This window comes from Frankia sp. CcI156, from assembly GCF_001983015.1.
In the GTDB taxonomy this organism is placed as follows: Bacteria; Actinomycetota; Actinomycetes; order Frankiales; family Frankiaceae; genus Frankia; species Frankia casuarinae.
This window is the reverse complement of sequence record NZ_MOMD01000012.1, coordinates 1-21,944: the sequence shown is the minus strand read 5'-3', so window position 1 is coordinate 21,944 and position 21,944 is coordinate 1. Positions and strand designations below refer to the sequence as shown.

Here is a 21,944-nt window from a genome sequence, read left to right as displayed (position 1 = left end):
CGGTCGGGAAACCGATAACGATTCCGCTGCCAAGCCTCCGGCAGCGGCCGCGACGGAGCGTGGAGGGACACCATGGTTCGGCGAGGGGCCGCGGGAGCGCGGCTGTCTCCGGGACGGCTCGACGACCGGAACCCGGCGCCTCCCAGCGATTCCGCGTCCGCCGCCGGGRCCGGGTCCGGACCCATCGCGATCGGTCGATCCGCCGCTGGGTTGACCGCCGCCGAGGTCGCCGAACGCCTCGCGGACGGCCGCGTCAACGACGTGCCGGTCCGCTCCAGTCGCTCGCTGCGCGACATCATCCGTGCGAACGTCCTCACCCGGATCAACGCGATCATCGGTGTTCTACTGGTCTTCGTCGCCATCGTCGGTCCATTCCAGGACGCCCTGTTCGGCGGCGTGATCATCGTGAACACCCTGGTCGGCCTGTTCCAGGAGCTGCGGGCGAAGCGCACCCTGGACCGGCTCGCCGTGGTGGGGGAGTCCCGGCCCGTCGTGCGGCGTGACGGTGTCACCCGCGAGCTCCCCGCCGCCGAGATCGTGCTGGACGACGTGATTGAGCTCGGCGCCGGCGACAAGATTCCCGTCGATGGTCTGGTCCTGACGGCCGATCACCTGGAGGTCGACGAGTCGCTGCTCACCGGCGAGGCGGATCCGGTGCACAAGCAGCCCGGTGACATCGTCATGTCGGGCAGCTTCGTCGTCGCGGGGTCGGGGGCGTTCCGGGCGACCCGGGTTGGCCGCGAAGCCTACGCGGCCCGGCTCGCCGAGGAGGCGAGCCGGTTCACCCTGGTGCGCTCCGAGCTGCGGGGCGGCATCAGCACCATTCTGAGGGTCGTCACCTGGATGATTATTCCGGCCGGCATCGCGCTGATCGTCAGCCAGGTGGTCGTTAACGACGACGACCTGCCCGAGGCCATCCGCCGGATGGTCGCCGGACTCGTGCCGATGGTGCCGGAGGGCTTGGTGTTGCTTACGTCGGTCGCCTTCGCGGTCGGCGTGGTACGGCTGGGCCGGCGGCAGTGCCTGGTGCAGGAACTGCCCGCGATCGAGGGGCTGGCCCGCGTCGACGTCGTCTGTCTGGACAAGACCGGCACCCTCACCGAGGCTGCGATGGACGTCGTGGAGCTGCGGATCGTCGAGCCGGGCACCGGCGCCGCCGTTGGGGCAGGCGTGGCCGCAGCGCCGGGCACCCTCGTGCCGAGCGTGCTCGGCGCCCTCGGCGCGGCCGACAGCCGGCCGAATCCGAGCATGCAGGCGATCATCGATGCCTATCCCGCCCCGCCGGGCTGGCAGGTGCGGGCGGACGCGCCGTTCTCCTCGGCGCGCAAGTGGAGCGGCGCGACCCTCGCCGCCGTGGGCGGGACCGAGGGCACCTGGCTGCTCGGCGCGCCCGACGTGCTGCTGGCGGCCGGTGACCGGGTGCTCGCCACCGTGGACGAGTACGGGGCGCAGGGCCTGCGGGTGCTGCTGCTCGCCCGGTTCGGCGCGTCGCTGGCGGACGCGCTGGCGGACCCGGCGACGGTGCCGGCCGGCGTCGTCCCGGTGGCGCTCGTGGTCATCGCCCAGCGGCTGCGGGCGGATGCCCCGGATACCCTGCGGTACTTCGCCGAGCAGAACGTCGCCGCCAAGATTCTCTCGGGGGACAACGCGCTGTCGGTCGGCGCGGTCGCCCGCACGCTGGGGCTGCCCGGCGCCGACGATCCCGTTGACGCCCGCACGCTGCCGACCGACCGGGCCGCGCTCGCCGACGCCCTGGAGAGCCACTCGATCTTCGGGCGGGTCAGCCCGCAGCAGAAGCGGGAGATGGTCGCGGCGTTGCAGTCGCGGGGGCACATCGTCGCGATGACCGGCGACGGCGTCAACGACGTCCTGGCGCTCAAGGACGCCGACATCGGCGTGTCGATGGGATCCGGCAGTCAGGCGACCCGCGCGGTCGCCCAGATCGTGCTGCTGAATAACAGCTTCGCGACGTTGCCGTCTGTGGTCTCCGAGGGACGGAGGGTCATCGGCAACATCGAACGGGTCGCGAACCTGTTTCTGACCAAGACCGTCTACTCGGTCCTGCTCGCGATCGTGGTTGTGATCACGCAGGTGCCGTACCCGTTCCTCCCTCGGCATCTCACGCTTGTCGGGTCGCTGACGATCGGCATCCCGTCGTTCTTCCTGGCGCTGGCACCGAACACCGAGCGGGCGCAGCCGGACTTCGTCGGTCGGGTGCTGCGCTTCGCCCTTCCCACCGGGTTGCTCGCCGCCGCGGCGACGATGACGTCCTACCTGCTGGCCCGGTCGCATTTCTATGGTCATGACCTGGAGGCCGAAACCTCGATGGCGACGCTGACGCTGTTCGGAGTCGCGCTGTGGGCACTGGCGATCGTCGCCCGTCCGTACACCTGGTGGCGCATCGCGCTCGTGCTGACCATGGCGGTCGCGTTCGCGCTGGTCCTGGCTATCCCCTCCGGCCAGGAGTTCTTCCAGCTCTCCCTGGTGGGGACGACCGGGCCGTGGACGGCGGTCGGCATCGCCGTGGCGGCGGCGGTCCTGCTCGAACTCGTGTGGGTGATCACCCGCCGTCAACTGACGGCGGTGGCCGCGCGGGTGGACCTGGAAACGGCGCGCCGCCCGTCGGTTCCGCAGAGCAACGTGCGGACCCTGCCCGCGGTGCGTGCCGAGGGTGCGCCTGCCGACGGCCCGCGGTCCGCGGCGGTCGTCCGTCCGGGGGCGGTCGTCCGTCCGGGCGGGAGGGCCGCGGCATCCGGTCCCGACGGCCCGCGGCCGACGCCGTAGCCGGGGTTTCTCCCCGGCCTGCTTATCCGGAGGTTTCGGCCTCAGCGTTGGTCTCGTCTCCGGGGGTGGGCGAGGTCGTGCGTGAGGTGGTGGCTGTCGAGGTGGTGGTGGCTGTCGAGGTGGTGGTGGCCGCGGACGGCGTGCGCCGGGCTGGGCCGGCGGCGAGCTGGGCGAGGTAGGCGTTGTACGCGTCGAGTTCGGCGTCGACGTCACCAGCGGCGGCGATGCGCCGCTCCCGGGTCCGCGCCTGCCGCTCGTCCAGCCGGGACCACTGGATGGCCAGCACGATCAGCACGACGAAGGTGGGAATCTCGCCGAACGACCAGGCGATGCCCCCGGCGGTCCGCTGGTCGCTGAGCGGTGAGACGCCCCAGGGCCGGACCAGGCGGTCGTACCAGCCCGAGCCGAGCAGGGCCGAYGTGCTCATGATGGTCAGGCCGAGGAAGGCGTGGAACGGGACGACCGCCAGCAGCATCAGGACGCGRCCGGGATGCGGCAGCCGGCGGGGGAGCGGGTCGGTCCCGATCAGCAGCTCGAAGAACAGCACGCCGACCGCCAGGAAGTGCACGTTCATGTACAGGTGGCCGAGATGGTTGTGCATGAGAGTCGACAGCAGCGAGCTGAGGTAGAGCACGTAGAGGCTGCCGGCAAAGTTCGCCGTCACGAGCAGCGGATGGGTCAGGATGCGTACCGGCCAGGACCGCAGCGTCCTCAGCAGCCATTCGCGTGGTCCGGTGCGGTGCGGAGCCGTCGCGGGCCGCATCGCCCGCAGCGCCAGAGTCACCGGCGCGCCGAGCACCAGCGGGAGCGGGGCCAGCATGCTGAGCAGCATGTGCTGGCTCATGTGCACGCTGAGCAGGACCGGCCCGTACAGCCCGAGTCCGCTTGATGTGGCGACCACGACGACGAGCAAGCCGGCGAGCCAGGCAATGGTGCGCCCAAGCGGCCAGTGGGCGCCGCGTGCCCGTAGCCGGCGTAGGCCGGCGAGGTAGAGCAGGGCGGCGGTGACCGCGCCGGCGAGGAAGACCCAGTCGATGTGCCAGTCGGTGGCGAGCCGCGCGGCGGTGACCGGTGGGGGCATCGGGTATCCGAGCAGCGTCTGGGTCGGATCGTCGGGAACGAGTGCGTCGTTCACCGGCGGYGCCGTGCGTGACAGTCCGACGGCCAACCCGACCGTGGCCGTGAGAACGGTGAGCTCCACGCCGGCGATGCGCAGGAAACGAGCGACCGCGGTAGTCCTGTCGGTGCCGGTCTGGTCGGTGGTGCCGGTCTGGTCGGTGGTGCCGGTCTGGTCGGTGGGCGTCGTCACCGTGAGCCCGGCGACGACCCGGCGGCGCACCAGACCACCGAGCGTGACGGCGGCCAGCAGGCCCGCGGCCTTGAGCAGGACCAGCAGGCCGTAGCGGGTGTCCCACAACGGGGTGAAGCCGCCGAGCCGCAGGGCCGCACCGGCGATCCCGCTGATTGCCGTGACGGCCGCCGCCCCGGCCGCGAACCGGCTGTACCGGCGCAGCGCCGGGCCGAACAAGCTCGCCRGCAGCCGCACCGCGGTGAGCAGGCCGAGTAGACCACCCACCCATGCCGTGGCCGCCAATACGTGCACGCCGAGGGCCACCACGGCGATCGCATGATCGCCGGACGTAGCGGCGTGGCCAACCAGGATCGGCGGCACGATGCCGGCGACCGCGACAGCGAGCAGGGCCCCGGTCGCGGTCGTCGTCGTGACTGTACGGCCGATCACCGCGATGACGGCAGCCAGGGCCGCCACGACGAGTAGCGCCCGGCCCTGGGAGGTGGTGGAGACGAAGGAGCGCAGCGAGGAGACATCCAGGACGTCGCCGGCCGGGCGCGCGGAGATCTCGGACAGGGTGAACAGCAGCTCCACGAGGGTGGCCAGCATCCACAGAGCCGCGGCGTTCGCCGCGTACCGGCCGCACCGCCGGGCCGTGGGCGACAGGATGCCCACCCGGGACCCGTTGCCGGCCGCACCGTGTTTCGCCGGAAGAAGGACGGCGGCCGTGAGAAGCCACCCGATCGTCCCCACGGCGGCGATCCTGCCGACCAGATGGGCGAACGGCAGTGCCCAGTAGGTGAGCGTGCCGGACGAAGGCAGACCGGGCAGCCGCAGGGGGCCTGGCCCGAAACCGACGACCAGGGCCAGTGCCACGCATCCGGCCGCGACGGCGACGGGCGCCATCCGTCCGACCGCCGCCGTCCGTCCGCCAGCCGAGGGGGAGCGGCTGGCGGGGATGGTCCTGGTGAGAGCGGCGGCATGCGGAGGAGCGGCCGGAGCCGTGGGCGTGGTGGGGTCTGCGGGCGTGGTGGGGTTGTTCGTTATGGCGGGGTTTTTCCTGGCGGCGGGGGTGTCCATGGGGTCAGCGCGCTCCGGAGTGACGTCGCCGCAGGGCGAACAAGGTACCGCCACCGAGCGTGAGGATACCGGCGATCACGACAGGGAGTATCCAGCCACCGCCACCGCCACCGCCACTGCTCCCGCCCCCGCCGTCCGCGGGTCCCGTATCGGCCGTGACGGCCGTGACGGCCGTGACGGCCGCGGACGGGGCCGGCGCGGCACCCGTGGTCGGACTCGCGGTGGCTGCCGGGGTCGGCGTCGTGGTGACCGGAGACGGGGGCGGGGATCCCTCCTGGCCCGCGGACGCCGTGCTGCCGGCAACGGTGAAGGCGAACTCGCCGCCGACCGGATGACCGTCCTCGGACACGACCCGATAGGCCACCGTGTAGCGACCGTCGCGGAGAGCGGTGAGGCCCTGGTGGACGGTGCCGCCCTCGACGCGGGTGGCACCGGCGGTCACGCCGGCGCCGTCGGCCGCCGTGACGGCGACGTTCGTGTAGCGCGGGGACACCGGCTCGTTGAATGTCAGGATGATCTCATGTGGCGGGGCGGTGAGAGTGCTGTCCGCCACCGGGGTGGTGGTGACCAGACGTGAATGCGCCGATGCGGGGGTGGCCAGTCCGAGCAGGAGCGCCGGGACGAGCGCCGCTGCGAGGCCAAGCGTCACAACCAGGCTGATCGCAGCGGCAAGGCTGGTGGGCCCCGTGCCGCCCGTACCACCGGTGGCGTGGGCGGCACCGGTGAGGTCGGCGAACCGGGTGCCGCCCCTCCCCGGGACTGCCGTGCGCCGTCTCTCAGTCGGCCTCGCCTCTGGTCGCACCCAGCAGATTCTACGCGCCGTAGAAACGTGGCCACCGCGTCCGATCCAAGATAATCAACAATGTTGACGTCCTCCCGCGACGCGTATGTTCCGCTCACTGTTTTCGCTGCCGTTGCTGCTGACGACCGGCCTCGGCTCATCGRCCGAGGCCGGTGGCGGGCCGGCGGTCAGCTGCCGCTGTCGTGGTCCACCGGAGCCGGCCGTGGATGATCGGGAAGGACGATCGGCGCGACGAGCACGGTGTCATGGCCGTCCGCGGTGGTCACGAGCGCGGGCCAGAGGCCGTCGTTGACGCAGTTCTTCGCGAATTCGCTGGCCCGGGCCGGGGGAGAGGCCAGGGACACGAATCGGCCCTCGGTCGTCGCGAGGAGCAGGTGCGCGCCGATCAGGGAGTGCCGCATTGCCTGTTCCCGGTGCCGCCGGCGGCGCGCCTCAAGGGAGACGTGATCCATCGCTTCCTCGGCCGGAAGATGCCAGCCCGAGGTGTTCACCAGTTCCGCCCGGAGCCGGACCAGGCGATGTGCTCCGGTCTCCCCGGTCTGATGTGCCCAGGTCTGCAGTCCGGCGTTCAACCGCAGCTCTCCCTGCACGGCCCAGCTGTCCCAGGTGATGCGGGTCGGTTCCGCCTCGCCGTGGCCGCTCACGGTCTCCACCCGCCGACCGGAGGGGGCGCTGAACCGGACGGTGTGGGGTGGTCCGAGTCCCGCCGAGACGCCACCGCTCGCCGGACCGGCCAGCTCCCATGGATTTGGCCGTGGCGCGCTCAGGCGGGGCAGCCAGTTCCGCCGCGGCCCCGCGGCGGTCGGTACCGCGCTGCCGGGAGGCGCCGCCAACAGGTCCGTGACCGTCACCACATCGTCGACCTGGCGCGGGACGAACTCGTCCCAGCCGCGGGGCTCGGCATCTCCCGCAGGCCGGCCGCCTGGTGGAAAGCGGCCCCCGTCCCCGGGGCCACGATCCACGAAACGGACCGTCATCTGCAGGTAGCGCACCCGGACTCGCAGCGTGACGTCGGGGATGGCGGCGGGGCCGCACTCCAGGAGACACTCCGCGTGGGCGTGCGAACGCTCCTCCGGGTGGGCGAGGGCATAGCACGGTGGGGTCAGCACCCCGATCCGCCGGTCCGAGCCGCGTGTGATGGCGCGGTCGGGACGGATGGGCTCCTCGCGGTAGATCTCGGCGTCCGCGATCRCCGCGGTCTGGTTGAACGGCGAACGAACCGTCATTGCATCCCCCTGCCCTGGATGGGTCTGGCCCGGACGGACGAACGGATGAGCTAGAGAACGGCGATCGCCTCCCCGGCGTGAACCAGCACGGCATCACCGGGATGGGCGTCAACCAGGGCGATGCCCACCTCCTCCGTTCCGGCGGGAGTGCGGACGACGGCGAGGGCTCCGGGCAAGAGGCGGATGACCTCCGCCTCGATGGTCTCCTCCGACCGGGCGATGCGCCCGGCCGCCTCACATACCGGYGCGGCCGGACCGGGATGGACCGAGGCCAGCTCAGCCTCCATCGCGGCCGGTCGGCCCGCGCTCGTGCCGGCGGCCATGCCGACGGTTTTGACGGTGGTCCTGGTCGTGGTCGACGCGGTTGACCTGCCATGAGCGACTGAGCCGGAGGGGTGGCGCCGGGCGTCCCCCGACTCGGCGTGCCTGGTGCCGACCTGTGCGTTCTCGCCGTCCATCGTCGTAACCATCCTCGGGAAGGCTGGCTTCGCCGCAACCGTACGACTCAGAGCCTGATCACACCACCCGGCTACGACGACTACACGACGTATCGATGCCGGTGTCCGAAACATCAACCTGCCGGGACGTCTTCCCCCGGCTTCATCCCCGGACGGGCAGGCTTCATCCCCGGACGGGCAGGCTTCATCCCCGGACGGGCAGGCTTCATCCACGGACGGGCAGGGAGTGGTGGCGCCGAACGGGCATCCGGGGCACGGGTAGATCGGGCAGCATGGACGGTGTGAGGGACGGTGCGCGACAGCAGGCGGCGGGTGGCGGGGGCGAGGCGTTCGACCGGCTCTGCTCGCTGGTCGCGGCCGGCGGGGTCGCGGTGGTGACCGGTGCGGGGATCTCCACCGACTCCGGTATTCCGGACTATCGGGGTCCGAACGGGGCACYGCGCCGTCACACCCCGATGACGTACCAGGAGTTCACCGATGATCCCGCGGCCCGGCACCGCTACTGGGCCCGCAGCCATGCAGGGTGGCGGCGGGTGGCCCGGGCGGAGCCGAACCCGGGCCACCGGGCACTGGCCCGGTTGGAGCAGGACGGCCTGGTGACCGGCGTCGTGACGCAGAACGTTGACGGCCTGCACCAGCGCGCCGGCTCACGGCGCGTCATCGATTTGCACGGTAGGCTGTCGCGCGTGCTGTGTCGCGGCTGCGGCGACGTGAGCCCTCGCCTCGAGCTCGACCAGCGTCTGCGGGCGGTCAATCCCGGATTCCATGTCGGCRCCGCGCAGACCAACCCGGACGGCGATGTCACGCTCCCCGACGACATGGTCGCCGCCTTCGTCATGGTGGGCTGCCGCCGGTGTGGCGGTGACGAGCTGGAACCGGACGTGGTGTTCTTCGGTGCGACCGTGCCGCGGCCGCGTGTCGCGGAGGCGCTCCGGCTGGTCGAGGGGGCCAGGGCGCTGCTGATCCTCGGGTCGTCGCTGACGGTGATGTCCGGCTACCGGTTCGTGCTCCGTGCGGCGGAGCTCGACATCCCGGTCGCGATCGTCAACCAGGGTCCGACTCGGGGGGACAGCCGCGCGGCCGTCCGAGTCGACGCGCCTCTGGGCCTGCTGCTTCCCCGTCTCGCCGCCGCCGTGACGCCCCCGTCCGCCCGTTCTCCCGTCCCGTTACCCGCTATGCGCTCGCTCGCATTCCCGGGGGACTACCCCCGGGAGCTGTGAGGATGGGGAGGATGCGATYGGTTTCCCATGCCTACCCGGGCGACCTCACGTTCCGCCGTGCGACCGAGGCCGACGTCGCGGCGATCGTTGAGCTCGTCGAGTCCGCGTACCGGGGGGAGTCCAGTCGCGCGGGGTGGACCACCGAGGCCGACCTGCTCGCCGGGCGGCGCACCGACGCCGCCGCGGTCGGCGCGGCACTGGCGGCGCTGGACAGCGTGGTGCTGCTCGCGCAGGACCCGGACGGAGCCCTCCTCGGCTGCTGCCACGTGGAACGACGGGTCGAGCCACCGGCCCGGTCGGAGCACGCGGCGACCGAGGTGACCGATGCGACCGAGGTGACCCGGTCGGGGTATGCCACCCACGGGCAGGCTGACGCGGAGCGGTGTGGCCCGGATGTATCACCGTTGATCGGGTCCTACTTCGGCATGTTCGCGGTAAGCCCGACCCGCCAGGGCAACGGGCTCGGCGACACTCTGCTGCGGCTCGCCGAACGGCACGCCGTGACGGCCTGCTCCGCGGCCTGGACGGACCTGCTGGTCATCGCCCAACGGGCCGAGCTGATCGCCTGGTATCAGCGGCGCGGATACGTCCTGACCACCAGAACGAGCCCGTTCCCCTACGACGACGAACGGTTCGGCCGGCCGCTGCGACCAGATCTCTACTTCGTCGTCCTCCGCAAGAGGTTCGGCGACCGCCCGGGGTTCAGCGACCGCTGAGCGTGCCGGACCGTCCGTGCCGGACCGTCAGCGTGTCTCCGGCGAGGTCGACGACCACCGCGGAACCGTCGTCGACCTCACCGGCGATCATTTCCCGCCCGATCCGGGTCTCCACCTCGCGTTGCAGGTAGCGGCGCAGCGGGCGGGCGCCATGGACCGGGTCGTAGCCCTGACGGGCGATGAACATCCGGGCCGGCTCGGTGATGTCCAGGGTGATGCGCCGATCCGCCAATCGGGCCCGCAGGTCGTCCACCAGCAGGTCGACGATCCGCTCGATCTCGGGCAGGGTCAGCGGGGAGAACAGCACGACCTCGTCGAGCTGGTGGAGGAACTCGGGCCGGAACGCCCGGCGCAGGTCGGCCGTGATCCGAACGCGGACCTCGGGCCCGGCTGTCCCCTCGGCGTCCGGACCGCCGGTGAGCCGTTCGGACCCCACACCGGAGGTCAGGATGACGACGGTGCCACGGAAGTCGACGGTGCGTCCCCGGGCGTCGGTGAGCCGACCGTCGCTCAGGACCTGCAGCAGGATGTTGAGGACGTCGGCGTGTGCCTTCTCGATCTCGTCGAACAGCACCACCGCGTAGGGCTTGCGTCGTACCGCCTCGGTGAGCTGCCCGCCCTCGACGAGCCCGGTCTGGCCGGGTGGGGCGCCCAGCAGCCGGCCGACGCTGTGCCGCTCCTGGTACTCGCCCAGGTCGATGCGGATCAGACTGTCCTCGGAGTCGAACAGGGCCGTCGCCAGGGCCCGGGCCAACTCGGTCTTCCCGATCCCCATCGGCCCGAGGAAGAGGAATGACCCGATCGGGCGGCGCGGGTTCCCGATGCCCGCGCGGGCCCGGAGCACCGTGTCGGCGACGAGCCGCACCGCCTCGTCCTGTCCGACGACCCGGGCGCGCAGGACCTGGTCGAGGCGTCGCAGCTTCTCCCGTTCCCTCTCGAGGAGCCGGGCCACCGGGATCCCCGTCCAGCGGGAGACCAGATCGGCGATCTCATCGGCGGTCACCATCTCGCGCAGCAACCGGTGGCCGCCCCGCTGGGGGGTGAGCCGTTCGGACTCGTCGGCGAGCCGCCGGTCCAGTTCGGGCAGGCGGGTGTGGCGCAGCTCCGCCGCGGTCCCCAGGTCGTGTGCCCGTTCGGCATCCTCGGCCCGCCGCCGGGCCTGTTCGATCTCCTCCCGCAGCCCCCGGACCCGCCGAATGGCCTGGCGTTCGGCCTCCCACCGCGCGCGCATCGTGTTCGCCGCGGCCCGCACGTCGGCGAGTTCCCCACGGAGCTGGTCCAGTCGGGCGATGCTCGCCGGATCGGATTCCTGCGCGAGTGCGGCCTCCTCGATCTCCAGCCGGACCACCCTACGGGTGATCTCGTCGAGGYCGGTCGGCATCGAGTCGATGTCGGTGCGCAGCATGGCGCCCGCCTCGTCGACGAGGTCGATCGCCTTGTCCGGCAGGAAACGGTCGCTGATGTACCGATGGGACAGCACCGCCGCCGAGACCAGGGCCGCGTCGGCGATCCGAACCCCGTGGAAGATCTCCAACCGTCCTCGCAGCCCGCGCAGGATGGAGATGGTGTCCGCCACCGATGGCTCGTTGATTATGACGGTCTGGAACCGGCGTGCGAACGCGGGGTCGGACTCGATCTGCCGGCGGTACTCCTCGAGTGTCGTCGTCCCGATCAGGTGCAGGTCGCCGCGGATCAGCAGCGGCTTGAGCACGTTGCCGGCATCCGTCTTCCCTTCGGCGGCACCCGCCCCCAGGACGGCGTGCAGTTCGTCGACGAACAGCAGGATCCGCCCTTCGGATGCCGTGACCTGGGCCATGACCGCCTTGAGTCGTTCCTCGAACGCACCGCGGTGCGCCGTCCCGGCCGCCAGCGCGCCCAGGTCGAGCTGGAACACCCTCCTGTTCCGCAGGCTGTCCGGAACGTCCCCGCGGAAGATCCGGTCGGCGAGGCCCTCGACGATCGCGGTCTTGCCGACTCCGGGGTCGCCGAGCAGCACGGGATTGTTCTTCGTCCGGCGGGACAGGATCTGGATCACTCGGCGGATCTCGGCGTCCCGCCCGATCAGGGGGTCGAGGCGGCCGTTGCGGGCGTCGACGACGAGGTCGCGTCCGTACTTCTCCAGCGCGTCGTCCGTGGCCGTCGGCGAGGCGGAGATGATGCGCCGGTCTCCGCGCACCCGGGTCAGCGCGATGAGCAGCCGTTCCCGGGTCAGACCCTGCTCGTGCAGGATCCGGCCGGCCGGTGTCGTGGGTCCCTCCTCGAGCAGGGCCAGCAGCAGGTGTTCGACCGAGATGTACTCGTCGCCGAGGCGGTGTGTCTCCCGTTCGGCGGCGTCGAGGGCCCTGGACAGCCGCTGCGTCATGTACACCTCGCCCGGTCGGACCCCCGGTCGGACCCCCGGTYCGGACACCCGCGGTCTGCGCTCCAGCTCCGTCTCCACCGCACCGGTGAGGGCGGGTGGGGTACCACCCGATGCGACCATGAGGCGCGGGACCAGCCCGTCCGGCTGCTCGACAAGCGCGGCGAGCAGATGTTCCCCGTCGACCTCGGTGTGGCCGAATCGCATCGCCCTGGTCTGGGCCGCCTTCAGCGCGTCCTGGGCGCCCTCGGTCAGCTTGGTCAACTTCATCGGTACTCCTCGCCGGGGCCGTCACGGCCGGGGCCATCGCGGCCGGGGCCGTCGCGATGGCCCCGGCCGCGCTGTTCGAGCTCGTCGATGCGGTCGCGCAGGTCCAGCACGACGCCGGTGGCCGCATAGGTAATGCCGAGGTCGCGGCGCAGCCGTTCGATACGCACCGCCCGCCCGACCGCGCGGATCGGCAGCCACCACTGCCCTGCCCGGTCGACGCGCACGTCGAGCAGGCCGAGGGCGACCAACCGGCGGACGATGTCCGGACCCAGCCGGGTGAGCAGGCAGAAGGAGTCCAGTCCGAGAAGATCCAGACCGGGTTCGACGCCGCCCGGGTGGGTGATCCGGGTGACCGGGACGGTCGGGCCGGGATCGCTTCCGACTGCCCATCCCACGATTACCTCCTGCTGATGGATACCTCTTGCTGATGGGCCGATCCGGTGGTCCCCGTCCGCATGGGAGATGTGGAGGGCCGGTCCGGAGGAGCGCACCGCCCGTGCGGCGGAGACCTGGCCTGGGCGCGGGTACGGTCGAGCCAGATCATCTCCGGGTAGTGGTCCGATTACCCATGTGACCGTAGGTCGGATCCGAGGGCGTTCGCAACCAGAGGTGACGACTCAACGACGGATAGGTGTGGTCTCCGGGGATGGCCGCGCTTGCCAGGCGCCTGCGGGCACGACGTCCGATTTCCGCCAGCATGCGAGGCGGGACTCGTCGAGAGTGGGTGGAGTGATGACGGACCAGAGCCGCTACGAGGCGCTGCGTAGCCGGGACGCGCGCTTCGATGGCGCGTTCTTCTCCGCCGTCACCACCACCGGCATCTACTGCCGCCCGAGTTGTCCAGCCATCACGCCGAAGCGGGAGAACGTCCGGTTCTTTCCGACGGTACCGGGTCGAGAACGGGCAGGCGTGGTCGATCCTGGCATTGCGCGGCCAGGGTGTGCAGTTCGGTGGCGTTCTCGAACGTCAGCATCCAGGGGTAGCAGCGGCGTCCGAGCGTCCAGCTGGGACGGTCCCAGTGGTTGCCGGGTCGGTCCAGGCCGGCGAAGCGGTGCCAGTCGTCGACGACTGGGTCCGCGGTGCGCGAGGTGGTCAACCTCGCTGTCAGCGACACCGCTAGGGACGGCTCGCGGGCAGCAGCGGCGCGGTGCGCAGCAGCGCCAGCAGCGGGCGGACCTCGTCGGGCACCGGCTCGGAGAACGTCCGCACCGCGTGCTCCCCGGCCCGGTCGATCTCCAGGGTGTAGACGAACCGGTCCGCGCCGACGTCGCGCTGCTCCCGGGCCTCGGTGGAACCCCGAGCCTCGATGGAATCTACCTGACCGGCATCCGCGGCGTCCGTTGTGGCCACGAGACCGCCGCGGTGCACCGCCTCGCGGGCCAGGCGGCGCAGGTTCTCGGCCTCCTGCTCACTGAGATCGACCGTGTCCAGACCGCGGCGCACGCTGCGCCCGAGAAGCCCACCGGAACGCTCCAGCACGACCCGTACACGTTCCGCGGTGCGCGCCATGAGCCATATTGTGCGCCGTCAGCCGTCAGCCGTCAGCCGTCAGCCGTCAGCCGTCAGCCGTCAGYCGTCAGCCGTCACACGCGCCGGGCGTACATGATGACGGCGACGCCGAGCAGGCAGATCGCGGCTCCGGCGAGGTCGTAGCGGTCGGGTCGGAAGCCGTCGACGGCCACGCCCCAGAGCAGGGAACCGGCGACGAAGACCCCGCCGTAGGCGGCGAGGATCCGGCCGAAGTGCGCGTCCGGTTGGAGGGTCGCGACGAAGCCGTAGGCGGCCAGGAACCCGATCCCGAGCCCCACCCAGACCGGMCCGCGGTGCTCGCGCACGCCCTGCCACACGAGCCAGGCACCACCGATCTCCGTGACCGCGGCCACCACGAACAGCAGCAGGGACCGGACGACGCCCACGTGCGTCACGATAGTCAGTATCCTCCCGGCATCGTCATCCTTCCGGCATCGCTCTGCGGCCTCGGAATCCTGTGGCCGGAATCTCGTCGTTACCGCGTCCGTGTTTTCACCCCGTCCGCACCGCGTAGTGTCGCATGGGTACACCGCTCTTTTTCGATGGTTTCCGATGGTAGGACGTCCTGCGATCTTCGGGTGGGGAGKGGTGCTCGGTATGAATGTCGTACGGGATCCGGAACTGATTACCGGCGGGCCGATGCGGCGGCTCGAACCGGATTCGGTGGACGGTCYCGCTCCGCATCGTTTTCCTGGCGCGTTCGGGGAGAACACCTCACCCGCGGCGGGTGAACTCAACGACGGCGGCATCCGACTGCTCGCCCCCGATGGTTCGCTGGTCGCCGATTCTCGGTTCTCGGTGCTCGCCGACCACGAGCTGCGCATGGAATTCTACACCTCCATGGTCCTGGCCCGCCGGCTGGACGAGGAGGCCACGGCCCTGCAACGTCAGGGTGAGCTGGTCCTGTGGATCCCGCTGCGGGGGCAGGAGGCTGCGCAGGTCGGATCCGCCGCGGCCGCGCGTCCCCGGGATTACCTGTTCCCCAGTTACCGGGAACACGCGGTCGCCTGGCACCGCGGTGTCCCGGCGGTCGAGGTGATTCGGCTGCTGCGGGGAGTGAGTCACGATGGCTGGGACACGCACCGTCACAATATGGCTAATTACACGATTGTTCTGGCGGCCCAGACGCTGCACGCCGTCGGTTTCGGGATGGGGGTGCTCCTTGACGGCGCAGCCGGCACCGGCACCGGCACCGGCACCGGCACCGGCACCGGCACCGGCGGTACCGGCGGCACCGGCACCGGCGGCACCGATACCGATACCGACATGGCGGTGATGGTGTATCTCGGTGACGGTGCGATGAGTCAGGGTGATGCCAACGAGGCATTCGTGTGGGCGGCGAGTTTCGGTGCGCCCGTCGTCTTCTTCTGCCAGAATAATCAGTGGGCGATTTCCACGCCGAGCCGACGGCAGTCCCCGGTGCGGTTGGCCCGCCGGGCCGACGGGTTCGGCTTCCCCGGCCTGCGCGTCGATGGTAACGACGTGCTCGCGGTGCACGCGGTGACCACTTGGGCGCTCGACCGTGCGCGCAGCGGTCGCGGCCCGGTGCTCATCGAGGCCAACACCTACCGGATGGCCCCGCACACCACCTCCGACGACGCGACTCGGTACCAGCCGCCGGACGAGATCACCGCCTGGCAGGCCCGGGATCCCATCGAGCGCCTCCGTCGGCTGCTCGCCGCCGAGGTCGAGGCCGGCTGGTTCGACGAGGTCCGCCGGCGGGCCGACGTCGCCGCGGCCGATCTGCGTCGGGACACCCTCGCCCTCGACCCGCCGGACCCCTCCTCGATGCTCGACCATGTCGCCGCGGAGGAGACGGCCGATCAGCGCCGGCAACGGGAGTGGTTCGCCGCGTACCGCGACTCGTTCCTCTGAGGATGATCTGAGGATGACGGGACTCGTTTCTCTGTGGGTGGCGGTCATATCCTCGCCGGGTAAGGGAAGGACGTTCCGCCACCCGCGGCGAGGAGCTCCCCATGCGGCCGACCCCGCAGAACCCGCAGAACCCGCAGAACCCGCAGACCGTAGCGAACCGGGAGACCGGGGTGACTGAGGGGGTCGGTCCGGCGGTCTACCCGGCGGCCGGCATCGGGACGCTCCTGTCGACGGATCCGGCCACCGGCGCGGTGGTCGCGAGCTTCCCGGTGATGGAGCCGACCCAGGTGCGGGCGGCCGTGGCGTCCGCCCGGTCGGCGGCGGGCTGGTGGGCGGGGCTCGCGGCGGCACGGCGGCGCGACCATCTGCTGCGCTGGGCGGCGCACCTCGTCCGTCACGAGACCGAGCTGATCGACCTCCTGCACGCCGAGAACGGCAAGACCGCCGCCGATGCCCGCATCGAGCTGCTGCTGACGTTGGAACACATCCGCTGGGCGGCCCGCAACGCCGCCCGCGTGCTGCGGACCCGCCGGGTGTCGCCCGGCCCGTTCCTGGCGAACCACACCGGACGGATCGAGTACCGCCCGTTCGGGGTCGTCGGGGTGATCGGGCCGTGGAACTATCCGCTGTTCACCCCGAGCGGTTCGATCGCGTATGCCCTGGCAGCCGGTAACACGGTGGTCTTCAAGCCCAGCGAGTACACCCCGGCGGTGGGCGCGTACCTGGTCGCGGCGTTCGCCGCGGCGAATCCGGACGCGCCGGCCGGGGTCCTGACCATGGTCACCGGCTTCGGTCCGACCGGTGCCGCCCTGTGTACAGCCGGGGTCGACAAGATTGCCTTTACCGGTTCGCCCGCGACCGGCCGCCTGGTCATGGCGGCCTGCGCGTCGTCCCTCGTCCCGGTGGTGATCGAATGCGGCGGCAAGGACCCGCTGATCGTCGCCGACGACGCTGACGTGGCCGCCGCCGCGCGGGCAGCGGCCTGGGGAGCGATGTCCAATGGCGGCCAGACCTGTGCCGGGGTTGAGCGGATCTACGTGACCGAGGCGGTCGCCGCGCCCTTCCTCGCCGCACTGCGCCGCGAGCTCGACGGGGTTCGTCCCGGTGCCGACCGGGACGCATCCTACGGTCCGATGACGATGCCCGGCCAGGCGGCGATCGTGCGCCGCCACGTGGCTGACGCGCTGGCCCGCGGCGCGACCGCCCTGATCGGCGGGACGGAGTCGGTGGGGGACACCTTCATCGAACCGGTCGTGCTGGTCGACGTGCCGGAKGGCAGCCCCGCCGTGCAGGAGGAGACGTTCGGGCCGGTCGCCACCGTCCGGACCGTCGCCGACGTTGACGAGGCCGTCACGCTGGCCAACGGCACCCCGTACGCGCTCGGTGCGACGGTTTTCTCCCGGTCCCGGGGAGACGAGATCGCCAGCCGGCTCGACGCTGGGATGGTGTCCGTCAACGCGGTGCTGGCGTTTGCCGGGATGCCCGCCCTGCCCTTCGGGGGCAGCGGCGAAAGCGGGTTCGGCCGGGTGCACGGCGCGGAGGGGCTGCGCGAGTTCGTCCGCCCCCGCTCGGTCGCCACCCTGCGGATGCACGTGCCGGGAGCGACCCTGACCACCTTCCGCCGGACGCCGGGTGCGCTCGCCGTCACCGCGGTGACGGCGCGGCTCCGGCACGGCGGCGGCTGGGCCGGCTGGGCCAGCCGGGTGGCCGGGCGGGTCAGGCCGGTCGGCGGGGCGGCCGGGCCTCTCGACAGGCCCCTCGGCGGGCACGTCGGGTCGGACGAGGGATTCCGTCCCGGCCGGCTCCGGCTCCGAAAATCATCCGGAAGTCGTCCAGACGGACGGTGAGCCGAGGCCGGTGCCCGGTGAGGAAACCCAGCGGACCCTCCGCCGCCGGGTCCCATCGTGACCGGTGCAGGGCGAGCCGCCCGGCCAGCCGCACCGGGCTCACCCGGGGCTGACCGTCGAGATCCTGCACCACGCGGAAGCGGACCGGCCACCTGCCCGGCAGCCGCCGTCCCCGGCTTACCGCCGCGGCGACGATCGTCCCGGTGGCGTCCCGGGCGTGCAGGTGGGTGCCGTCGGCGTCCCCGGCCGTTTCCGGTCGTGTGGACGTGCCCGGTCGTTCGGTGAAGACGGCCAGTTCCTTGGGAATCCCCCACAGGGCGCGACCGCCGACCTGGGATGCCGGGCTGTCCACCCAGATATGCGGGACCGTCACGCGCAGGTGCCGCCTGTGCCATACCAGCAAGGCGGCCATGACCTCACGGTAGGCGAGGACGCCACGCGGATCGTAGCGAACCCAGACGGTGGCCACCGGGACCCGGCCGAGAACGGTCACCGCCCGGGGGAAGGCGCCGGCCAGCGCCGCGCGGGGCACGAACCAGACGGAGACGACCATCCTACCGCGCAGCTCCCAGGGTTCCGGCGGGTACGCCACCCACCGACACTAGTGCCCCCGACAGTGCCCCCGACAGCACGGCTTCCCGCCCGTTCCGGTGTGGAGCCCGCCAGATCCGCCGGCCGGGGGACTGACCGGTTCGAATCGGGCGACATACCGGCCATACCCCCTAGCTGGTCGGCGCCCACCGAAGAGGGCATCTAGGTTGGGCCGGGTCGGCACGGAAGTCGGGTCAGCACGGAACCTGGGAGGTCTCATGGCGCTACGTCGCGGACTTGCCGTTTCAGTGATGATCGGTACGTTCACCCTGATGGGCGGGATCGCCGGAACAGCCTCCGCTGCCTCGTCCACCTCCGGYGCGCCGGCGCTGGGCATCGCCAACGCCGCGGCGGTGGTCCGATCGGCGGGGTACACGCCGATCGTCCTCGGCGGTTATGACCGGAGCAACGATCTCAGCGTGATCGTCGGACTGCTGTCGACATCCGGGGACGGGCATCCGCAGCGGGCGTTCTTCTTCCATCGTGGCCGGTTCATCGGCTACGACTCGCCGCAGCCGAGCGCCACGATCCGCTGGATCTGGTCCACCGACCGGGTCGTCGCCCTCCAGTACGATCTCTACCGGCCAAGCGACCMGATGTGCTGCCCGACAGCGGGTGGTGCGACCGTGCGTTACCAGTGGAACGGTTCATCGGTGGTCCCGCTCGATCCGGTCCCGACCGCGAACGTGTCCGCCGCGAGAAGCCGCCGGTGATCCGCGACCGGTGATCCCCGGTCCATGATCCGCCATGGGCCGGGGCCGTCGCCGGGTGCCGCCGGGCGCGCCGCCGGGGATTCATCGCCCCGCGCCTTCGCTGCCCCGCCCGGACAGGGGCCGGTCAGGGGATGGCTGCGACGCGGGGTCGTCCGGCCCGGCTCAGTGCCCCTCGGCGGCCTCGACGAGTTCGGTGAGCACGCCTCCGAGGCCCTTGGGATGGATGAACGCGATCCGGCTGCCGGCGGTGCCRTGCACCGGAGTCTTGTTGACCAGATCGAATCCGGTCATGGTCAGGGTCGCCAGGGCGCTGTCGATGTCGGCGACGCCGTAGGCGATGTGGTGGATGCCCGGCCCCCGCTTGGCCAGGAACTTCCCGATCGGGCTGTCCTCGCGCAGCGGTTCCAGCAGCTGGACGTAGGAGTTCCCGGTCTTGCCGCTGTGGACCAGCAGCATCGCTTCGCGCACCCCTTGGCGCTCGTTCTCCTCCTGGTGCACGACCTCCAGACCGAATGCCTCCTCATAGCGGGGGATGGCCTCGGTGAGGGAAGCCACCGCGATCCCGACGTGGTCGATCCTGGTCAGCACAGCCGTCTCCTCGTTCTGCCGGCCCGCGATCGKGGCCTGTCCGCCGATGTCCCACCGCCCCTGGCGCGAAGCGATGGGGTCCGCACTGAGCCTGCCGGTTCACGATCCCGGCGTCGACCGATCGGCCCCCGTGACGTGAGTGGAGTCCGCGGACGTGGGGTGACGTGGGCGACCCGGGCTGGGCCCCACCCTGCCCGCTGCCTCGCCAGGGGTCCACGCCGCCGGCGTGGTTGTGGATGTTGCCATGGGTGGGCGTTGTTCTTCCAGTGTGCTCACGGTGTGGCGGTGTGGGGTTCGGGGCCTAGTTGCGGACTCTGTTCGAGTCTCCGCAGGACAGGCCGTAGAGTCGAGTGTCAACCATTTTAGCCCGAGTCTTCGAGGCACGAACGTAAGGGTTACGGTGTCCACGACGCGTCGCGATCGTTCCGCGTTCCGCGCGGCCCGCGGAAACACCCGTCAGATAGGTGAGGTTGCCGAGCGGGTCGGGCTTTCGCTGCGCGCGGTCCGGTACTACGAGGAAGCCGGACTGCTTACTCCCGCCGGACGTACGCCGGGTGGCTTCCGTCTGTACGACGACGAGGCCGTCGATCGGCTGCTGGTCATCAAGAAGATGAAGTCGCTGGGGTTCACGTTGGAGGAGATGCGGTCGCTGTTGTCGGTGCGCGACGAGCTGTCGGATTCGACGATCTCCGAGAGTCGGCGGACCGAACTGCGCGAGCGGCTGCATACCTGGGTCGTGCTGGCTGAGGAGAAGCTGGCCACCCTGCGGCAGCAGGYGGGAGTCGCGGAGGACTTCGTCATCGGCCTGCACGGTGATGCGGATCGGACGGTATGACGGACTCGTGAATCCATGGTCACCGATCCGGGGTGGCGGCCGGCGCTCGGGCTCCTGTGGAGCAACCGGAGTCCGTTGGTGACCGACGTCACGGTCGGCGTCGGCCGTGGATTACTAGATCTTTACCGGTCCTGTGTAGCTGCGAGTGGCCGATACTAGAGACGCTTGACACTCGAATACCAGTCGCCATGCTCACGTGATAAGGGTTGAATTGTCCATAACCAGCAGCGCCGGGTCTTCYGCCGATGCCCGTGACGGCCGCTACCGGATCGGTGACGTTGCCACCCTGGTGACCTTGTCCCTGCGTACCGCCCGCTTCTACGAGGATGCCGGYCTGCTCGCGCCGGTAGGCCACACCTCGGGTGGTTTCCCGCTGTACGACGACGACGCACTCGACCGGTTTTTCCTCATCAAGAAGATGAAACCGCTGGGGTTCACGCTCGAGGAGATGYGCTCTCTCATCACATTGCGTGAGCGGATCAGCCAGCCCGATCTTGCCCCGGATCATCGCAGGGAACTGCGGGAACGGTTGAGAACCTGGGTTACCCTGGCCGAGGAGAAGCTCGCATCCCTGCAGGAACAGGTGCGTCTCGCCGAGGACTTCATGATTGGACTGCGGGACGATACCGCCCGGTCGCTGCGGGAAAGTCCGGATCACCGGGACGTTGCCGATAAAGACGATCTTGGTCCCGGTCGCCTGGACAGCTCGTTCCTCGATTTTCTCGATGATCCCTTCGGGCCCGAGGAGAACTGACCCGGCCCGGCATCACGAGGCACAGCGCCCCCACCGGCCTGGCCGCGGTGGCGTGACCTCATGTCCCGTGGCGGTGGTCGAGCCGCGCTGCTGGAGATCGGTGACGGTCCGGGACTGGGGTTCGTCACCGAACTGCGGCCTTCCCGGGCAGGGACACCCTCCGGCGGTCGGCTCGACACGGGTCGAGGGTCGGCGGGTGCCGCCTGGGTGGACCGGACGATCCGGCGGGGGCGCCACGGGATCCGGGACCGGTCGGGCAGGCGTCGTCGTCCGTATCCCCTTGGGGTTGTTAGCTGTTGTCGAATCGGCGTCTGATGGCGTCTGATGGCGCCTGATGGCGCCGTATAGTGGCCGTGTGAACCTTAAGGAGCGGGCCGCTGCGAACGGCGTCGGGTACACCACGGCACGCCGCTGGTACCGCGACGGCTTCCTCCCGGTCCCTGCCCGTAAGGTCGGCGGGCTGGTGATCGTCGACGAGCCTGCCGCCCCTGTCCGGCAGGTTGCCGCGGTGGTGTACGCGCGGGTGTCGTCAGCGGACCAGCGCTTCGACCTGTCCGGTAGGTTGCCCGCGTCGCGATGTGGTGTGGCGAAAACGGTGTCACGGTCGGTCGGGTCGTTACCGAGGTCGGTTCCGTACTCAACGGTCACCGGCGGAAGTTCCTCGGCCTGCTGCGGGACCCGGACGTGTCGACGATCGTCGTGGAGCACCGGGACCGGTTTGCCCGGGTCGGCGCCGAGTATGTCGAGGCGGCACTGTCCGCGCAGGGCCGACGCCTGCTCGTTGTYGACTCCGCGGAGGTGGACGACGACCTTGTCCGGGACGTCACCGAGATCCTGACGTCGCTGTGCGCCCGACTGTATGGTCGTCGCGCCGCAGCCAGCCGGGCCGCCCGCGCGGTCGCCGCCGCCATGGAGACGGACGGATGAAGACTTTCCAGGCGTACCGGTTCGCTCTCGATCCAAACACCGTCCGGCTTGCCGCTCTGCGCCGGCATGCCGGGGCAG

The 21,944-nt window shown here is 71.0% G+C and carries 18 protein-coding genes and 3 pseudogenes; 10 read left to right on the top strand and 11 right to left on the bottom strand.

The window, feature by feature from the left end:
- Nucleotides 1-72: 72 nt before the first annotated feature.
- Nucleotides 73-2,784, top strand: coding sequence for an HAD-IC family P-type ATPase (locus tag CcI156_RS05495; RefSeq protein WP_076804583.1), 2,712 nt, complete (start codon nt 73-75; stop codon nt 2,782-2,784).
- A gap of 22 nt (nt 2,785-2,806) precedes the next feature.
- Here the strand turns inward: CcI156_RS05495 and CcI156_RS05490 are convergent, their stop codons facing one another.
- From CcI156_RS05490 to CcI156_RS26140, 4 genes are all read right to left on the bottom strand, one after another.
- Complete coding sequence (locus CcI156_RS05490) at nt 2,807-5,155, bottom strand: cytochrome c oxidase assembly protein (RefSeq protein ID WP_371681764.1); 2,349 nt, start codon at nt 5,153-5,155, stop codon at nt 2,807-2,809.
- Between the two features lie 4 nt (nt 5,156-5,159).
- Entirely contained in the window at nt 5,160-5,957 is a 798-nt protein-coding gene (locus CcI156_RS05485; protein WP_011437182.1) for a copper resistance CopC family protein, read from the bottom strand.
- A gap of 167 nt (nt 5,958-6,124) precedes the next feature.
- On the bottom strand, nt 6,125-7,183 hold the full coding sequence (locus CcI156_RS05480; RefSeq protein ID WP_076804579.1) for a hypothetical protein: 1,059 nt from the start codon (nt 7,181-7,183) through the stop codon (nt 6,125-6,127).
- 50 nt (nt 7,184-7,233) lie between these two features.
- Nucleotides 7,234-7,641: a transcriptional regulator gene (locus CcI156_RS26140; RefSeq protein WP_011437180.1), complete on the bottom strand. Its 408-nt coding sequence runs from the start codon at nt 7,639-7,641 to the stop codon at nt 7,234-7,236.
- A gap of 272 nt (nt 7,642-7,913) precedes the next feature.
- On the opposite strand from CcI156_RS26140, the gene CcI156_RS05470 reads away from it, so the two are divergent.
- The gene (locus CcI156_RS05470) at nt 7,914-8,861 is read left to right on the top strand and encodes an NAD-dependent protein deacetylase (protein ID WP_076804577.1); all 948 of its coding nucleotides are present in this window, start codon (nt 7,914-7,916) and stop codon (nt 8,859-8,861) included.
- Between the two features lie 2 nt (nt 8,862-8,863).
- A complete protein-coding gene (locus tag CcI156_RS05465; RefSeq protein ID WP_076804575.1) occupies nt 8,864-9,577 on the top strand; it encodes a GNAT family N-acetyltransferase in 714 nt (237 codons plus the stop codon).
- Here CcI156_RS05465 and CcI156_RS05460 read toward each other — a convergent pair.
- Both CcI156_RS05460 and CcI156_RS05455 read right to left on the bottom strand, forming a co-directional pair.
- Nucleotides 9,564-12,206 carry an ATP-dependent Clp protease ATP-binding subunit gene (locus CcI156_RS05460; protein WP_076804573.1) on the bottom strand — a complete coding sequence of 881 codons (2,643 nt, stop codon included), beginning with the start codon at nt 12,204-12,206 and terminating at the stop codon, nt 9,564-9,566. The two genes, CcI156_RS05465 and CcI156_RS05460, sit on opposite strands and share 14 nt — an antisense overlap.
- Entirely contained in the window at nt 12,203-12,601 is a 399-nt protein-coding gene (locus CcI156_RS05455) for a chaperone modulator CbpM (protein WP_011437176.1), read from the bottom strand. Before CcI156_RS05455 ends, CcI156_RS05460 begins: the two co-directional genes overlap by 4 nt.
- Nucleotides 12,602-12,668: 67 nt before the next feature.
- On the opposite strand from CcI156_RS05455, the pseudogene CcI156_RS27580 reads away from it, so the two are divergent.
- Nucleotides 12,669-13,040 (top strand): annotated as a pseudogene (locus tag CcI156_RS27580) (Ada metal-binding domain-containing protein); the annotation flags it as partial.
- A 13-nt stretch (nt 13,041-13,053) separates the two neighbouring features.
- On the opposite strand, the gene CcI156_RS05445 reads toward CcI156_RS27580, so the two are convergent.
- From CcI156_RS05445 to CcI156_RS05435, 3 genes are all read right to left on the bottom strand, one after another.
- Entirely contained in the window at nt 13,054-13,320 is a 267-nt protein-coding gene (locus CcI156_RS05445) for a hypothetical protein (protein WP_023840749.1), read from the bottom strand.
- Nucleotides 13,321-13,322: 2 nt separating this feature from the next.
- A complete protein-coding gene (locus tag CcI156_RS05440; protein WP_023840748.1) occupies nt 13,323-13,715 on the bottom strand; it encodes a protealysin inhibitor emfourin in 393 nt (130 codons plus the stop codon).
- A gap of 74 nt (nt 13,716-13,789) precedes the next feature.
- On the bottom strand, nt 13,790-14,122 hold the full coding sequence (locus tag CcI156_RS05435) for a YnfA family protein (RefSeq protein ID WP_035910726.1): 333 nt from the start codon (nt 14,120-14,122) through the stop codon (nt 13,790-13,792).
- A gap of 211 nt (nt 14,123-14,333) precedes the next feature.
- On the opposite strand from CcI156_RS05435, the gene CcI156_RS05430 reads away from it, so the two are divergent.
- Together CcI156_RS05430 and CcI156_RS05425 are read left to right on the top strand one after the other, a co-directional pair.
- The gene (locus tag CcI156_RS05430; RefSeq protein WP_076804571.1) at nt 14,334-15,611 is read left to right on the top strand and encodes a thiamine pyrophosphate-dependent enzyme; all 1,278 of its coding nucleotides are present in this window, start codon (nt 14,334-14,336) and stop codon (nt 15,609-15,611) included.
- A gap of 101 nt (nt 15,612-15,712) precedes the next feature.
- Nucleotides 15,713-17,458 (top strand): aldehyde dehydrogenase family protein, encoded by a 1,746-nt coding sequence (locus tag CcI156_RS05425; protein ID WP_076804569.1) that lies wholly within the window; start codon nt 15,713-15,715, stop codon nt 17,456-17,458.
- A 115-nt stretch (nt 17,459-17,573) separates the two neighbouring features.
- On the opposite strand, the pseudogene CcI156_RS26595 reads toward CcI156_RS05425, so the two are convergent.
- A pseudogene (locus CcI156_RS26595) lies at nt 17,574-18,050 on the bottom strand (acetoacetate decarboxylase family protein); the annotation flags it as partial.
- 250 nt (nt 18,051-18,300) lie between these two features.
- Between CcI156_RS26595 and CcI156_RS05415 the strand changes: the two are divergent.
- Nucleotides 18,301-18,762, top strand: a complete 462-nt coding sequence (locus tag CcI156_RS05415; protein WP_371681762.1) for an LppP/LprE family lipoprotein — start codon at nt 18,301-18,303, stop codon at nt 18,760-18,762.
- Between the two features lie 162 nt (nt 18,763-18,924).
- On the opposite strand, the gene mce is transcribed toward CcI156_RS05415, so the two are convergent.
- Nucleotides 18,925-19,350 carry a methylmalonyl-CoA epimerase gene (gene mce / locus CcI156_RS05410; protein WP_011437170.1) on the bottom strand — a complete coding sequence of 142 codons (426 nt, stop codon included), beginning with the start codon at nt 19,348-19,350 and terminating at the stop codon, nt 18,925-18,927.
- 400 nt (nt 19,351-19,750) lie between these two features.
- Here mce and CcI156_RS05405 point away from each other — a divergent pair, with 400 nt between their 5' ends.
- The 3 genes and pseudogenes from CcI156_RS05405 to CcI156_RS05395 all read left to right on the top strand — a co-directional run bounded on the left by CcI156_RS05405 (nt 19,751) and on the right by CcI156_RS05395 (nt 21,866).
- Entirely contained in the window at nt 19,751-20,185 is a 435-nt protein-coding gene (locus tag CcI156_RS05405) for a MerR family transcriptional regulator (protein WP_076804565.1), read from the top strand.
- Nucleotides 20,186-20,381: 196 nt separating this feature from the next.
- Complete coding sequence (locus tag CcI156_RS05400; protein ID WP_256382296.1) at nt 20,382-20,939, top strand: MerR family transcriptional regulator; 558 nt, start codon at nt 20,382-20,384, stop codon at nt 20,937-20,939.
- A gap of 355 nt (nt 20,940-21,294) precedes the next feature.
- A pseudogene (locus CcI156_RS05395) lies at nt 21,295-21,866 on the top strand (IS607 family transposase).
- Nucleotides 21,867-21,944 lie beyond the last annotated feature (78 nt).

What these genes read in the sequence shown, in the direction of transcription:
- CcI156_RS05440 (WP_023840748.1), bottom strand. Translation starts at nt 13,715, where the DNA reads ATGGCGCGCACCGCGGAACGTGTACGGGTCGTGCTGGAGCGTTCCGGT.